Raw genomic sequence first — 14,224 nt, 5'->3', positions numbered from 1 at the left:
AATGCTTTGCAAAGCTGACTCTACAAACTCCTGCTTATGCAGTAAAATACTAATTGCTTTCTCTTTAATTTTAGTATCTCAATCTAAAGGAACGTCTTCATGGAATATATCAAGACCCGTGCCGCTGTTGCTTGGGAACCCAATAAACCATTGACTATCGAAGAATTGGATCTAATGCCACCCCAAAAAGGTGAAGTTTTAGTGAGAATTATCGCGACTGGGGTTTGCCATACCGATGCCTATACCCTCTCTGGTCAAGACTCAGAAGGCGTTTTCCCCTGTGTCCTAGGTCACGAGGGGGCCGGTATTGTGGAAGCCGTCGGTGAAGGCGTCACCAGTGTGAAACCTGGTGATCATGTGATTCCTTTATACCAAGCAGAATGCGGTGAGTGTAAAATGTGTAAATCAGGCAAGACAAATTTGTGTTCTGCGGTTCGCAGTACTCAAGGTAAAGGTCTGATGCCCGATGGCACGGTACGCTTCTTCAAAGACGGCCAACCCATCTACCATTATATGGGTTGCTCAACGTTTTCTGAGTATACAGTAGTGGCCGAAGTCTCTTTGGCAAAAATCCAAGAAGACGCCCCACTCGAAAAAGTCTGTTTACTGGGCTGTGGAGTAACCACCGGGATTGGTGCTGTACAAAAAACCGCCAAGGTCAAAAAAGGTGACGTGGTAGCGATTTTTGGTTTGGGTGGTATTGGTTTAGCCGCTATTATTGGTGCCCGAATGGCTGGTGCTTCCCGGATTTTGGCGATTGATACTAATCCAGACAAATTTGCCCGCGCCAAAAAATTAGGCGCCACAGACTTTATCAATCCTAAGGATTATGACAAACCACTCCAGGAAGTCATTATAGAGATGACTGACGGGGGCGTCGATTTCTCTTTTGAGTGCATTGGTAATGTAGACGTGATGCGCACAGCCTTAGAGTGTTGTCACAAAGGTTGGGGCGAATCGGTCATTATTGGTGTAGCACCAGCAGGTGCCGAAATCCATACGCGTCCATTCCAATTGGTAACGGGTCGTGTTTGGCGGGGTTCTGCCTTTGGCGGTGTCAAGGGCCGTAGCGAACTACCTGGTTTGATTGATCAATACATGAGTGGTGAGTTCGCCCTTGAAGATTTTATTACGCATACCATGCCTCTTGAAGATATTAATCAAGCCTTTGATTTACTACACCAAGGCAAGTCTATTCGTACCGTCATTCACTACTAAGCTCGTTTAATCTGTTTTAGGAGTTTAAATGCTTATCGACCAATATGGTCGCATTATCTCTTATTTACGTCTTTCTTTAACTGATAAATGCGACTTACGTTGCAGTTACTGTATTCCAGAGGGTTTTACTGAATTTGAAAAACCCGAGCACTGGTTAAGTTTCGATGAAATCGAACAAGTTGTTCGTGTCTTTGCAAGTCTAGGGACCTCCCGTTTTCGTCTAACGGGCGGTGAACCTTTGCTGCGCAAAAACATTGTGGATTTGACCGCCCGATTGAGTCAAATCGATGGTGTCAATGACTTATCGCTCAGTACAAATGCAACGCAATTGAGTCGCTATGCCCATGACTTGCGCAAGGCCGGTCTCAACCGCTTGAATGTCAGTTTAGATGCGATTGACCCGCAAACCATCAAACGCATTACCCACTCTAATGTGGCCACTAAAGTGTTTGATGGTTTGCAAGCTGCCAAGGATGCTGGCTTTAAGCGCATCAAAATTAATATGGTGGTGATGAAGGGTATTAATGAGGATCAAATCGACCCTATGGTGCAGTTTTGCCATGATAATCATTTTATTTTGCGCTTAATTGAACTCATGCCTATGGGCTTATCCGCACAATCGCAAGAAGGGCTAAATATTCAACCCATTATTGAACGCCTTAGCAAAGAGTTGGGATTAGTCCCTTCCAACAAGGTGTTTGGCGGGGGGCCTGCGCGCTATTGGGAAAAACCAGGCAGTGGTTTTTCGATTGGCTATATCACGCCGATGTCTCAGCATTTTTGTGAAACCTGTAATCGCGTCCGTATGGGCGTCGACGGAACACTTTATATGTGTTTAGGCAATGATCATGAATATCCGCTCAAGCCCCTATTACGTAGCGGTATTAGCGACGACGAGTTGCGACAACATTTACGGCAAGCGATTAATATCAAACCGTTTAAACACGAGTTTGTCGAAAAACCTAAAAAAATGATTCGTATTATGTCGATGACGGGTGGCTAGGACTCAAAGCCGCTTAAATCGCAACCCCAAAAAAAGGCGCATGATGCGCCTTTTTTGTTAAGAAACACAGAGGGATGCTCGCGTAACGCTTGGCGTGTTATTTCTTTTTGGGTCTAAACGCTTTGACCACCTGCTCGTGAGTTTCTATAAAAGGCCCTTCGAGCAAATCGACACACATCGGTACCGCGGCAAAAATACCGTGTACTAACACTTGGCCGTCAGCGTCTTTAACGCCCTCAAGCGTTTCGGCAATGGCTTTTGGCCGCCCAGGTAAGTTAAGAATCAGCGTATTTTTGCGAATAACGCCAAGCTGCCTTGAGAGGATGGCCGTAGGCACATAATGCAGACTAATTTGGCGCATTTGTTCACCAAAGCCCGGCATAATTTTGTCGGCGATATTAGCCGTGGCATCGGGTGTGACATCACGTAAGGCTGGACCGGTACCGCCTGTCGTAAAGATCAAGTCGCAGTGCTGCTCATCACACATGTCTTTGAGTGTTTGCTCAATTTGGGGCTGTTCGTCAGGAATCAAAGCTTGCGTAAATTCAATGGGATTCTGCAAAGCCTTTTGTAGCCATTGTTTGAGTGCAGGGATGCCTTCGTCCTCATACACGCCCTGTGAGGCACGATCGCTAACGGAGACCACACCGATTTTGACTGATTGCATGCTAACCTCTTTTAGATATCATTGGATAGGAGTAACACCTTCACTTTGTCACCGGCGGCAATATGCGCATGACCGGGTACTTGGATCAGCGCATTGCTAGCCACACAACTCGCTAACATGGCACTATTTTGTAAACGTGCCGGGAAGGCTTGCACCGTGGGCGCTTGTTCACCCTGGTGGTGCTCCAAGACCCCACGCATAAAATTAAGACGGAAGTTTTTGTTTTCGATGTCATGACTGCTGGCCACTTCTAGATACGTTGGTCGAACACGAGCTTCAGGAATACCTGCCAGTAATTTCATGGCGGGCAGTGCTAGCACACTAAACGTGACCCAACTGGCCACTGGATTGCCAGGCAATAAAAATACGCTAGTCGTGTGGGTTTGCCCCTCGATACGGCCCCATGCAAAAGGCTTGCCGGGTTTGATAGCCAATTTCCAATGCTGTAAGGTGCCTATTTGCTCCAGTGCTTGCTTAGCATAATCTCTGTCGCCAACAGAAGCGCCGCCTGAGAAAAGAATAATATCGCTGCTCGCGGCGACCTCTTGCAGGCGTTTTTTAGTCTGTGCCAAATCATCCCTTAAGACACCACCATTTTGGATGTTAAAGATCGAGGCATAATCCTGTAAGCAAGCGAGCAACATATAGCGATTGCTGTCATAAATTTGGTTTTCGGCTAGCGCTTGACCCAAGGCCTGCAATTCGTCACCACTGGATAACACGGTCACATTGAGTTTTTTATAGCAGTCGACTTCAGCTAGTCCCTGGCTTGCAATTAAGCCAATCGCTACGGCAGACAGGCGTTGACCCGCCGACATGAGGACATCACCCGCACCATATTCCTCGGCTTTGACGCGGATATTTTGACCCGGCTTGAGTGCCTTGACGGGCTTGCCACTGGTGTCCGTCGTACTTAGCGATAATTGCTGCCCATCAAGACTGATGTTTTCTTGAGGAATCACCGCCTCAGTGCCAGCAGGAATCGCGGCGCCCGTAAAAATACGTACTGCTTGTCCAGCTTGCAGCTGTAAATGCGCGGTACTAGCACCTGCCGAGACATAATCCACAACTTGCCAATGCGCTGCATTAATATCGGCCACCGCGTAACCATCCATAGCACTATTGCTAAAGCGTGGTGCATCATATTGCGCATGAATGGTTTGCGCCAGCACACGTCCAGCGGCCTGCTCTATAGGCACCACCTCTGTTTGTTGAGTGCTCGCCATATGTTGCAATAATAGGTTAAGCGCCTCTTCATAGGGGAGCATGCTGGATGTAGAACTTGCTTGACTCATAGTTTCCTCGGTTAACTTCTACGATAAAAATACGGTTATAGCTGCTGTAACGCCGTTTGATCATTGAGATTACTAAAAATTTTTTGGTACCCTGCCCCCACAAAAGGCACTGCCTGAGCACCTATATGACGTAAGCAACGATAGACACCAAAATGCTCAGTGCTCCCCATATAAGAAAGCAGTTGTTGCGCGCCAGTCGTGCTAAAGACACTGACCAAAGGGTAGGCACGCCCGGCAAACTCAGCATAGACGGCTGGGTGCTGGCCTAAGTGTTGTTGCAGCGCTTGCATAACGTCTACCGTCAAAAAAGGCATATCACAGGGCACGACAACTAGGCTCTCATAATCAAGATTTTGGGACTGCAATTGCGCCACACAAGAAGCGATACCGGCTAACGGGCCTTGTTTTTGCCACGACGGTAAATCCGCTAAAAGCAGAGCGTCTGGCGCCAGCTGCTGGAGTTTATCGAGATCTTGATTGGCACTGATGGCAAAGCGTGTACAGACTTGACGCATCAGAGCAATACTTGGGCTGATTAAATACGCCTGGCCAAAGGCTTGAAGGGCTTTATTACAGGTGCGAGCCGGCGCTATCGCCATACGCGTTCCTTCACCGCCCGCCATAATTACGCCAAAACCCGTCATGCTATGCCTCACACCACGGGCTAATTCGCTTGCCAAGTCTTAAATTTCTCAAGATCACTGTCTTTGGCCTTGACCCAACGCTCCGTCCCATCAGCAAAGCCTTCTTGCTTCCAAAAAGGCGCCGCGATTTTCAGGTAATCCATAATATATTCATTGGCGTGATAAGCGTCCTGTCGGTGCTTAGCCATTACGCAAACCCACACAATGGGTTCACCCGCATAAACCTTGCCGCAACGGTGCACCACGATCGCTGAACTTAATAACCATTTTTGTTGCGCTTGCAGAATGATTTTTTGAATTTCAGCTTCGGTCACTCCTGGGTAATGTTGTAATTTCAGATAGCGCACCGGTAGTTCTTGATCATGAACCCGCACATAACCTGTAAAAGTCACTTGAGCACCGCTGTCGGCACCATGACGTAAGGCCTGCGCTTGCCAGGCTTGCACATCAATCGTCTGATCTTGCACGACCACTTGAAAGGCTGACATCGTTAGCCTCCAGTCACAGGGGGCAAAATACCCACTTCGGCGCCATCGGGAATCGCGGTAATTTGATGGCAAATACTGCCATTGACCGCGAATTTAAAAATCTTATTTTCGGCTAAAGCCTGCTGCCAGCGTTCGCCTCGTTGTTGCAATTCACTCAAAAGACTCGCAGTGGTCATATGTTCGTGCCATGCCCAAGACTCCTCTGCGCAGTCCAGTTCTGTGGCCAGAGGACCAAAGTATTTAATCTCGATCATACCTATTCCTAGTACCAACAAGCCATGATGTTGATGTTCTTATGCTTGGCTTGTCGCGTTTGCAATCGCTTCATTATAACAGTCGTGATAGGTCAAAGAAGACGGTGCTAGATAAGAAAAACGCCGCTTATCCAGCGGCGTTGATGAATCGCAAATAGCGTTTTCAGCCCCCAAAAACATCGGCGGCTTGAGAGGTTTTATAGGGTGCCATTAATGGCAAAATCAAAGATTTGATAGCTTTTGATTGAAGTAAAAGCAGCTTTTTGCTTGTAGCTTTGATTAAGTGCGCGACTTAGAATAAAAGGAACCGGTGTCTCGGTGATGCCGCCATGTGTGCGTAAACGGTGTCCTTGCAGGCCGCTTAAGTCGTGGTTTTTGGCAGAACTACCGAGTACCTGGTCTTTTTTGCAAATCACTACCACATCCGCTTCTCTGTCTTCGGGTAAATCAAACATACGGCATGCAGTTTGCTTATTGAGTGCAAGATCGACCCCTTCGATGGCAGACACACAATTGATAATCGTTTGCGCACTGATCTTGCCTTTGCTCCAAACGCGCACAAAACTACCTAAAGCGCCATGGTGTGCGACGAAGGCGTCGGTGATCGGACAAATGACCGTGGTTTCGCCCGCACCAAACTCTGCATCAAGAATATCTTGCAGCCAGATCACATTAGGTTCGCCTGCCTGATTACTCTTATCACTCATACCATGATCGGCAATAAGTCCCAAGACAATGTCTTGTTCGACCAAGCGTGCAAACATCGCATCCAATTGTTGATAAAACGCTTTGGCTTCGGCCGCTTGCGGTGCCCACTTATGTTGCACAAAATCAGTGAGTGATAAGTACATAATATCGGGACGCTTATCTTGCAGTAGTTTAATACCAGCCGCCAATACAAATAATGACAGTTCCATCGAGTACATATTGGGCTGAGGCATACCAACATACTCCAGGACGTTTTCGATGCCATTTTCTGCTAGCGTACAACGATTGGCAAACTCCGAAGAAAACGAAATATGACCTTGACTCACGTCTAAATCTTTACCCAGCTGGCGCCGTAGTTTGTCTTTGGCGGTAATCGATACCACTTTTGCCCCTGCTTTAGCAAACCCTGCCAAAATCGTTTCGCCGCGCAATAACTCAGGACCCGTCATGACCACAGGTTGCCACGTTTGCGTATCTAAATAAAAATTGCCTGAGATACCATGCTTAGCGGTCGGCGTCCCCGTGATGATGGACATATTATTTGGGCAAGTAAACGATGGCATGGAGCCTGTCGCGACTGTCGCAAAGCCTTGCTCTATGAATTGTTGAATCGTCGGTAAGGCGCCTTCGGCCAAATATTTTTGTAAATATTCAGGATCGCCACCATCGATACACACCACAACAACAGGGCGTTGCGGCATACGATAAGTGACCTCATTAATACAAATGGTTTGTGTCATTTCCTATCCTTCATCTAATCAACTAATGACAGCGATTTAACGCCGTGTTTTAAGCAATAAAGCGCGAGCGTGCGAAGAGACTTTTTCGACACTCAACACCAATACAAAAATCATCAAAATAATGGTGGCGGCTTGGTCAAAGCGGAATAACTCCATGGCCGTCGCCAATTCCGCGCCAATTCCGCCCGCCCCCACCAAGCCTAGGACCACTGAAGAACGTACTGCTTTTTCAAGGGCAAACAGGCTGGAGTTAATAAAACTAGGCATGGCCATGGGTAGCGCGGCGCAAACAATAATGGCTAGTTTGGAAGCGCCAATCGCGGTCAGTGCCTCGGGTGGACCGTCATCCACCTCTTCGATGGCTTCGGCAAAAAAGCGGGCACAAAATCCAATCGTGTCCATAATCAACGTGAGCGTGCCGGCGAACGGTCCTAAGCCCACAGAGGCGACAAAGAATAAGGCCCAGGCCAAATCTGGGATAGTTCGTATAAAACTAACCAAGCTACGAATAAAGGAACGAATGAGCGGATGCGGTGTGTAATTGCGTGACATCAGTACGGCCAATGGCAGGCTTAACAGTACCCCGATGACTGTACCCACGAGCGCCATCTGAAACGTTACGAGCACGGATTTCATCATAGGTACCAAGCGATCAGTGGCCGGCGGTATCATCTCGACGGCGATATTCGCCATATTGGGCAAGCCCGTCACTAACTCTTGGACGGAGATACCTGCCGCCGCAAAGGACCAGCCTAAAAAGAGGATGAAAATCACTAGGCTCAGTAGTGAATACACTTTTGGCCGCTCAAAACGAGTCATATCTTTGGCACGGTTTGGCTTAGACATACAGCCTCCGTAAAGACTGGGCATCTAGATGCTGACTCAACTCATCAATACACAAGTGCGCATCTTGTAGTCCCAACACTCTATCGGCATAACGTAGGGCATGGTCCAAGTGATGTGTGACAAATACCAAGGTCAACGATTCTTTTTGAGCTAAATCTGAAAACACTTGCATCACATCTTCACCCGCTTGAGGGTCCAAACTGGCTACCGGCTCATCTGCAAAAATCATTTTTGGTTTTTGCATCAACACCCGTGCGATGGCAACGCGTTGCGATTGACCACCCGACAGTTCGCCCGCTAAACGACTGCCGAGGTGGCCTAAATGCACTTGCTCGAGACAATGCATAGCAAAATCTCTATGCTCATTTGAAGCAATGCCCTGAAACCACAGTCGAGGGGTGTTGGACCAGGCCATGCCACCATGCAACACATTACTTAATACAGTTAGGCGGCTGACAAGATTATGTTTTTGAAAAACAAAACCGGCGCGTGAGCGCATCTTGGCTAAGGCATGACCCCGCAGCGACGTTAAACACTGTTGTTCAAAATACACCTCACCCGCATCTGCTTCTAGCAATCGCATACAGCAGCGCAATAAGGTGCTCTTACCCGCACCATTGCCACCAATAATAGCCACGCGCTGACCATGGGGGATCGCAAAGGAAATATCCGACCAAACTGGCGCCTCAGCGCCTGCAAACTGCTTGCTGAGTTTTTCAACTCGTAACGCCGGCGGCTTTATTGCTTTGTCTGAGATAACCATCTTAATTACCTATAAACTCGGCATATTCCGGATAGCCTGCGGTTTTATACATGGCGCGCACGACGTTGTAATCTTTGTCCGCAATGGCAGTTAAAAAACGCATCCCTTGATAGCGCTTAGTGAACTCCTCACCCTTGCCAATACTGGCAATGAGTTGGTCGGAGTGAGCCACGATGGCGTCCTTCAGTTGTGCGACCACCTTGGCGTCGACATGCTGACCAGCCATTAATAAGTCATTGTGCAGATCACCACTGCGTGCAATCACACGAAAGGCGTTTTGTTGGTCTTTGGGTTCATGTGCCAAGAAGTTTTCTAAGTCAGAGCGACCCATGCCGACAGCTTGCAAATTACCTTTTTTTAAGCCTTCCCAAGCCAGGCGTAGCTGAGTGTGAGTGGTTTTCATGTCTTTGAGTGGACTGAGACCCGCATTGGCGATCAGCTGCATAGGACCTAAGTGACGCGAGGTGGAACCGACGGGACCCAGACCAATTTGTTTGCCTTTGAGGTCAGCCACCGCAAAAATAGGACTGTCCGCCTTGGTCACTAAGAGTGAATAGTAGTTAGGGCGATACAGACCGGCCACTACTTTGGCATTGGCGCGCTTTTGCATCACCACATATTCAGCCGGTCCGGTCAGTACAAAATCCACTTTCTTGAACCGTAAGGCCTCGAGGGCCGCAGTACGGTTGGTAACGGGCAAAAACTCGATTTCTAAGCCGCTGGCTTTTTCTAGTTCATCTTTAAAGGGGCCGAACTCCCTTTGTAATTGCTCTAAACCGATCAAGTCAGTGACTGCAAATTTAATACTTTGGGCTTGTGCACTCGCAGCGGCAGCGAAAACACAGAGACTTAGCGCGGCTTTTCTAAACAACTTCTGTAACATGCGTGCTCTCCTATTGAGGTTTGGATATGCACATCGTAGATATTGAATATTGCATATTGATGACAATTTACAAAATAAAGTAAGCTATAATAACGCTTACTTTGATTCATTTTGATGAGCTGACCGCTATGAACTCTCTTGACGCGATTTCATTATTACGAACCCAATCGTTGACATCTGTAGTGTATGAAGAATTAGAACGACTCATTGCTGCGGGTGACTTGGTGCCGGGCGAGCCGCTCAGAGAATCCACGGTAGCCACTCAAATGGGCATCTCGCGCGGCCCAGTCCGCGAGGCTTTTCGGATGCTCGAAGAAAGAGGTCTGCTCGAATTTGAAAAAAACTGTGGCGCCCGCTTACGGCAGCTCAACCTTGAACAAGCCACTCATATTTACCAAGTTCGTATACCGCTGGAAGGCCTAATTGGTGAATTGAGCGCAGAGCACCTCAATGACGAAGGCAAGCAAGCCCTCGAGCAGGTATTGGCCGACATGCAAACCGCGGTACAGCAAAAAAATGTCAGCCGTTACACAGCGCTTAATTTTCAATTCCATGATTTACTAGCGCAATACAGTAACAATCCTGTACTATATGACTCGTACCGCCGTTTGGTCGTACAGCTCAAACTCTGTCGCAGCTATACCTTCAGGCATAATCCCGATAGCATTAGCATTTCTTTGCGAGAGCACCAAGCGATTTATGCAGCCATCGCGGCTGCCAATGCCAAGCTTGCGAGTGATTTACTGCAACAACATGCTACCGCTAGTCTAGAGCGCTTCAAAAACGTCGCGCAGTCCGCTTAAGTAATCCATCCATACAGGAAATTCTCATGTCCAAATCCCTCTCGCATTTTGATGAAAAAGGTCAAGCGCATATGGTGGATGTCAGTCATAAGGCCATCACCCAGCGCGTCGCCGTGGCGGAGGGTACGATTCGTATGAGTGCTGAAGCTTTTGAGTTATTAAAAAGCGGCACCAGCAAAAAAGGCGATGTCTTAGGCGTGGCGCGCATCGCTGCTATCCAAGGCGGTAAGCAAACCTCCAGCTTAATCCCCTTGTGCCATCCTTTACCGATCACCAAAATGAGCGTAGAATTCGAGCTATTACCACAGGAGCACAGTGTAAAACTCATCGCTACGGTGCAAACCTCTGGACAAACTGGGGTAGAGATGGAAGCGCTCTGTACAGTCAATATTGGTTTATTGACCATATACGATATGCTCAAAGCGGCAGACAAAGGCATGCAAATCAGCAATATTCAACTGCTTCACAAATCGGGTGGCAAGTCAGGCGATTGGCACCGTCCTACATAACTGCTTAGCTTCCTAGCCCGATAAATCTCTACAATTGCAGGTATCTCCATCCCTTCTGCTCACTTTCATACTGTCGGTTATATTCCAAGGCTATGATTGCAGATGCTTAGCACTGCAAATATCGCTATTGTCCTACAATAAGTAATAATCATTCCCATTAAAAGCGACTAACTTATTGTTAACAATAGCTTTTTTTGATTTACTTCACCCTGTTACCAGTGTGGTATTTGTTATACTGATAGGATCAGTAATTATAATTTTCCATATCTTATTATTAGGAATTCGCTCATGAATATGTCCCGTCGCCAATTCTTTAAGGTAAGTGCGGCCGGCGCAGGCGCAACTGGTTTAGCCATGTTAGGTATGGCGCCTTCGAATGCTTGGGCCGAAGTGCGTCAATACAAGCTACTGAAGGCTTCCATCACTCGCAATAACTGTACTTACTGTTCAGTAGGCTGTGGTACGCTGCTCTACAGCCTCGGCGATGGAGCCAAGAACGCCAAAGCCAAGATCTACCATATCGAAGGGGATCCCGATCATCCTGTGAGTCGTGGTAGCCTTTGTCCTAAGGGTGCCTCCCTAGTAGATTTTGTCAATAGTGATAACCGCCTCAATGAGCCCTTGGTCCGTGAAGCAGGCAGCAGTGAATGGACGCCTATTTCCTGGGAAGAGGCCTTTGACCGCATTGCGCGTCTCATCAAAGATGAGCGTGATCGCAGTTTTAAGGCCAAAAACGAGGAAGGTACCACCATTAACCGTCTCGAAACTGTCGGCATGCTCTGTGCCTCCGCCAGTTCCAACGAAACGGGTATGCTAACCCAAAAATTCTCACGCGCCTTGGGCTTAGTGGGGGTTGACTCCCAAGCCCGGGTCTGTCACGGCCCAACCGTGGCGGCGCTGGCCTCAACTTTTGGCCGTGGTGCCATGACCAATAACTGGGTCGACATCCAAAATGCTGACATCATCTTGGTGATGGGCGGTAACGCCGCCGAAGCTCACCCTGTCGGTTTTAAATGGGTCATTGAAGCCAAAAAGAAAAAAGGCGCCAAGTTAATCGTTTGTGATCCACGCTTTAACCGCACAGCGTCGGTAGCCGATCATTATCTACCGATCCGCATCGGTACCGATATCTGTTTCTTAGGTGGCGTGATCAACTACCTGATGACGCATGGCAAAGTGCAGTGGGATTATGTCAAGAACTACACCAATGCCCCTTTAATCCTAAAAGATGAATTTGGCTTTAATGAGGGCTTGTTCTCTGGGCACCCTGATTTTCAAAAAGATGCTGATATCAAGACGGGCGCCAATGGTGTGGTGGAACCGGGTGGTACCAATATTTACGATAAATCCAGTTGGACATATAACCAAGTGGATGATTATGCCGAAACCGATCCAACCCTAGAACATCCGCAATGCGTATGGCAAATCATGAAACGCCACTACGCTAAATACACGCCAGAAATGGTCGAAAGAGTGACGGGCACACCACAAAAAGACTTCCTGTTTGTCTGTGAGACCTTGGCCAGCACCTGTGCCAAAAACAAAACGGCTACGGTGCTCTATGCCTTAGGTTGGACGCAGCACGTCTACGGTGCACAAAATATCCGCACCATGGCCATTATTCAATTGCTGCTGGGTAATATGGGCATGGCTGGCGGAGGCGTTAATGCCTTGCGTGGTCACTCTAACATTCAAGGCTTGTCTGATGTTGGTTTGTTATCAACCAGCCTGCCAGGTTATTTGAACCTACCCAACGAAAACGCCAATCCGACGTTTGAGGCCTTCCTTAAAGATCAAACACCTAAGGCGCAACGTCCAGATCAAATGAATTATTGGCAGCATACACCAGCCTTTATGGTGAGCCTGCTCAAATGGTTTTACGGTGATAATGCCACCAAAGACAATGATTGGGGCTACGACTGGTTACCAAAATGGGACAAAATGTACGACGTCTTGCAAATGACCAATATGATGTACCTCGGTCAAATGCATGGCTTATTAGTGCAAGGCTTTAATGCCATGGCGTCGTTCCCGGATTCTAATCGCGTGGTTGAGGCCTTTTCTAAGCTCGATTGGATGGTCGTCATGGATCCGCTCCAAACCGAGACCGCATCTTTCTGGCAAAATCACGGTCCTCAACATGATGTTGATCCAAGCAAAATCAATACCACGGTTTTCCAATTACCTACCCCTTGCTTTGCTGAAGAGCAAGGCTCAATTGTGAACTCTGCCCGCTGGCTGCAATGGCACTGGGATGGCGCGGCTCCACATGGTAACGCCAAACCCGATTTGGCCATCATGGCCGAGATCTTTTTGCGCTTGCGTGAAATGTATCGCAAAGAAGGCGGTACGGTGCCTGAGCCTATTCTCAATACCGCGTGGGACTATGCCATTCCACATGATCCATCACCGAAAGAAATGGCGCAGGAGTTCAATGGTCGAGCCTTACAAGATCTCAAAGATGAGGCGGGCAATATTATCGTGCCAAAAGGTGAGCAACTCGATGGTTTCTCACAACTCAAAGATGATGGCAGCACAGCTTGTGCCTGTTGGATCTTTTCAGGCAGTTGGACCCGTGAGGGTAACCAAATGGGCCGCCGCGACAATACCAATACGGGCCTAGGTACCACACCTTACTGGGCTTGGGCTTGGCCTAACAATCGACGCATCTTGTATAACCGTGCCTCCTGTGATCGTGATGGTCAGCCATGGGATCCAGAACGTCAGCTTATTTATTGGAATGGTAAAAAATGGACGGGCGCCGATATCCCAGACTTTAAGGCCGACGAACCGCCAGGCAGCCCAATGAATCCATTCATCATGAATGAAGAAGGCGTTGGTCGGATGTTCTGTACCCAAAAAATGAAAGACGGCCCCTTACCGACCTTTTATGAGCCGATGGAATCGCCGGTTGGCAAAAACCTCATCTATCCTAAAGTATTACATACGCCTGCAGTGCGCGTCTTTGACAGTATTAAGGATCGTTTTGGGACGGCTGATAAATTCCCTTATATGGGGACGACCTATCGTCTCACCGAGCACTTCCAGTTCTGGACCAAATCGGTGCGCTTATTGATGATTGCGCAACCCGAACAATTTATCGAAATTGGTGAGGAGCTCGCCGCCGAAAAAGGTATCAAAAAAGGTGATCGGGTTCGTGTCTTCTCAAACCGTGGTTCAGTCATTGTCAAAGCTGTCGTCACCAAACGTATCGTGCCACTACAAGTCAATGGCAAAACGGTACACCAAGTCGGCATCCCATTACATGGCGGCTGGGTCAATGTTGGTGACAAAAAACAGTACTTAATCAATAGCTTAACGAATTTTGTCGGTGACTGTAATACACAAACACCGTCGTATAAATCGTTTTTGTGTAACATCGAGAAAGCATAAGAGAGCAGAA

The 14,224-nt window shown here is 48.0% G+C and carries 14 protein-coding genes; 5 read left to right on the top strand and 9 right to left on the bottom strand.

Annotation, left to right across the window (positions count from 1 at the left end; genetic code table 11):
- The first annotated feature begins 108 nt into the window (after positions 1-108).
- Together Q335_RS0103065 and moaA are read left to right on the top strand one after the other, a co-directional pair.
- Positions 109-1,218: an S-(hydroxymethyl)glutathione dehydrogenase/class III alcohol dehydrogenase gene (locus tag Q335_RS0103065; RefSeq protein ID WP_211248242.1), complete on the top strand. Its 1,110-nt coding sequence runs from the start codon at positions 109-111 to the stop codon at positions 1,216-1,218.
- Positions 1,219-1,246: 28 nt separating this feature from the next.
- Entirely contained in the window at positions 1,247-2,221 is a 975-nt protein-coding gene (gene moaA / locus Q335_RS0103060; RefSeq protein ID WP_028357378.1) for a GTP 3',8-cyclase MoaA, read from the top strand.
- Positions 2,222-2,318: 97 nt separating this feature from the next.
- Here the strand turns inward: moaA and mog are convergent, their stop codons facing one another.
- The 9 genes from mog to Q335_RS0103015 form a co-directional block, all read right to left on the bottom strand.
- Positions 2,319-2,888: a molybdopterin adenylyltransferase gene (gene mog, locus Q335_RS0103055; RefSeq protein ID WP_028357377.1), complete on the bottom strand. Its 570-nt coding sequence runs from the start codon at positions 2,886-2,888 to the stop codon at positions 2,319-2,321.
- Positions 2,889-2,899: 11 nt separating this feature from the next.
- Positions 2,900-4,183 carry a molybdopterin molybdotransferase MoeA gene (locus Q335_RS0103050; protein ID WP_084493524.1) on the bottom strand — a complete coding sequence of 428 codons (1,284 nt, stop codon included), beginning with the start codon at positions 4,181-4,183 and terminating at the stop codon, positions 2,900-2,902.
- Between the two features lie 35 nt (positions 4,184-4,218).
- The gene (mobA, locus tag Q335_RS0103045) at positions 4,219-4,863 is read right to left on the bottom strand and encodes a molybdenum cofactor guanylyltransferase (protein ID WP_156929878.1); all 645 of its coding nucleotides are present in this window, start codon (positions 4,861-4,863) and stop codon (positions 4,219-4,221) included.
- The gene (locus Q335_RS0103040; RefSeq protein WP_028357374.1) at positions 4,848-5,315 is read right to left on the bottom strand and encodes a molybdenum cofactor biosynthesis protein MoaE; all 468 of its coding nucleotides are present in this window, start codon (positions 5,313-5,315) and stop codon (positions 4,848-4,850) included. The genes mobA and Q335_RS0103040 overlap by 16 nt, the downstream gene beginning before the upstream one ends.
- 2 nt (positions 5,316-5,317) lie before the next feature.
- The gene (locus Q335_RS0103035) at positions 5,318-5,569 is read right to left on the bottom strand and encodes a MoaD/ThiS family protein (RefSeq protein ID WP_028357373.1); all 252 of its coding nucleotides are present in this window, start codon (positions 5,567-5,569) and stop codon (positions 5,318-5,320) included.
- Positions 5,570-5,766: 197 nt separating this feature from the next.
- Positions 5,767-7,017, bottom strand: coding sequence for a phosphonoacetate hydrolase (gene phnA / locus Q335_RS0103030; RefSeq protein ID WP_028357372.1), 1,251 nt, complete (start codon positions 7,015-7,017; stop codon positions 5,767-5,769).
- Positions 7,018-7,053: 36 nt separating this feature from the next.
- Positions 7,054-7,863 (bottom strand): phosphonate ABC transporter, permease protein PhnE, encoded by an 810-nt coding sequence (gene phnE, locus Q335_RS0103025; protein ID WP_028357371.1) that lies wholly within the window; start codon positions 7,861-7,863, stop codon positions 7,054-7,056.
- Positions 7,856-8,626, bottom strand: a complete 771-nt coding sequence (locus Q335_RS0103020; protein WP_038369297.1) for a phosphonate ABC transporter ATP-binding protein — start codon at positions 8,624-8,626, stop codon at positions 7,856-7,858. Before Q335_RS0103020 ends, phnE begins: the two co-directional genes overlap by 8 nt.
- Before the next feature lies 1 nt (position 8,627).
- Positions 8,628-9,509 carry a phosphate/phosphite/phosphonate ABC transporter substrate-binding protein gene (locus Q335_RS0103015; protein ID WP_028357369.1) on the bottom strand — a complete coding sequence of 294 codons (882 nt, stop codon included), beginning with the start codon at positions 9,507-9,509 and terminating at the stop codon, positions 8,628-8,630.
- Between the two features lie 128 nt (positions 9,510-9,637).
- On the opposite strand from Q335_RS0103015, the gene Q335_RS0103010 reads away from it, so the two are divergent.
- The 3 genes from Q335_RS0103010 to fdnG all read left to right on the top strand — a co-directional run bounded on the left by Q335_RS0103010 (position 9,638) and on the right by fdnG (position 14,214).
- Positions 9,638-10,312 carry an FCD domain-containing protein gene (locus Q335_RS0103010; RefSeq protein WP_028357368.1) on the top strand — a complete coding sequence of 225 codons (675 nt, stop codon included), beginning with the start codon at positions 9,638-9,640 and terminating at the stop codon, positions 10,310-10,312.
- A 26-nt stretch (positions 10,313-10,338) separates the two neighbouring features.
- Positions 10,339-10,821, top strand: coding sequence for a cyclic pyranopterin monophosphate synthase MoaC (gene moaC, locus Q335_RS0103005; RefSeq protein WP_038369294.1), 483 nt, complete (start codon positions 10,339-10,341; stop codon positions 10,819-10,821).
- A gap of 288 nt (positions 10,822-11,109) precedes the next feature.
- Positions 11,110-14,214: a formate dehydrogenase-N subunit alpha gene (gene fdnG / locus Q335_RS0103000; protein ID WP_084493523.1), complete on the top strand. Its 3,105-nt coding sequence runs from the start codon at positions 11,110-11,112 to the stop codon at positions 14,212-14,214.
- Positions 14,215-14,224: the final 10 nt, after the last annotated feature.

The sequence above is a fragment of the Brackiella oedipodis DSM 13743 genome (assembly GCF_000621025.1).
GTDB lineage: Bacteria > Pseudomonadota > Gammaproteobacteria > Burkholderiales > Burkholderiaceae_B > Oligella > Oligella oedipodis.
This window is presented reverse-complemented; position numbering and strand designations above follow the sequence as displayed.

What these genes read in the sequence shown, in the direction of transcription:
- phnA (WP_028357372.1), bottom strand. Translation starts at nt 7,017, where the DNA reads ATGACACAAACCATTTGTATTAATGAGGTCACTTATCGTATGCCGCAA.
- phnE (WP_028357371.1), bottom strand. Translation starts at nt 7,863, where the DNA reads ATGTCTAAGCCAAACCGTGCCAAAGATATGACTCGTTTTGAGCGGCCA.
- mog (WP_028357377.1), bottom strand. Translation starts at nt 2,888, where the DNA reads ATGCAATCAGTCAAAATCGGTGTGGTCTCCGTTAGCGATCGTGCCTCA.
- moaA (WP_028357378.1), top strand. Translation starts at nt 1,247, where the DNA reads ATGCTTATCGACCAATATGGTCGCATTATCTCTTATTTACGTCTTTCT.
- Q335_RS0103020 (WP_038369297.1), bottom strand. Translation starts at nt 8,626, where the DNA reads ATGGTTATCTCAGACAAAGCAATAAAGCCGCCGGCGTTACGAGTTGAA.
- Q335_RS0103035 (WP_028357373.1), bottom strand. Translation starts at nt 5,569, where the DNA reads ATGATCGAGATTAAATACTTTGGTCCTCTGGCCACAGAACTGGACTGC.
- fdnG (WP_084493523.1), top strand. Translation starts at nt 11,110, where the DNA reads ATGAATATGTCCCGTCGCCAATTCTTTAAGGTAAGTGCGGCCGGCGCA.
- Q335_RS0103010 (WP_028357368.1), top strand. Translation starts at nt 9,638, where the DNA reads ATGAACTCTCTTGACGCGATTTCATTATTACGAACCCAATCGTTGACA.
- Q335_RS0103015 (WP_028357369.1), bottom strand. Translation starts at nt 9,509, where the DNA reads ATGTTACAGAAGTTGTTTAGAAAAGCCGCGCTAAGTCTCTGTGTTTTC.
- Q335_RS0103050 (WP_084493524.1), bottom strand. Translation starts at nt 4,183, where the DNA reads ATGAGTCAAGCAAGTTCTACATCCAGCATGCTCCCCTATGAAGAGGCG.
- Q335_RS0103040 (WP_028357374.1), bottom strand. Translation starts at nt 5,315, where the DNA reads ATGTCAGCCTTTCAAGTGGTCGTGCAAGATCAGACGATTGATGTGCAA.
- moaC (WP_038369294.1), top strand. Translation starts at nt 10,339, where the DNA reads ATGTCCAAATCCCTCTCGCATTTTGATGAAAAAGGTCAAGCGCATATG.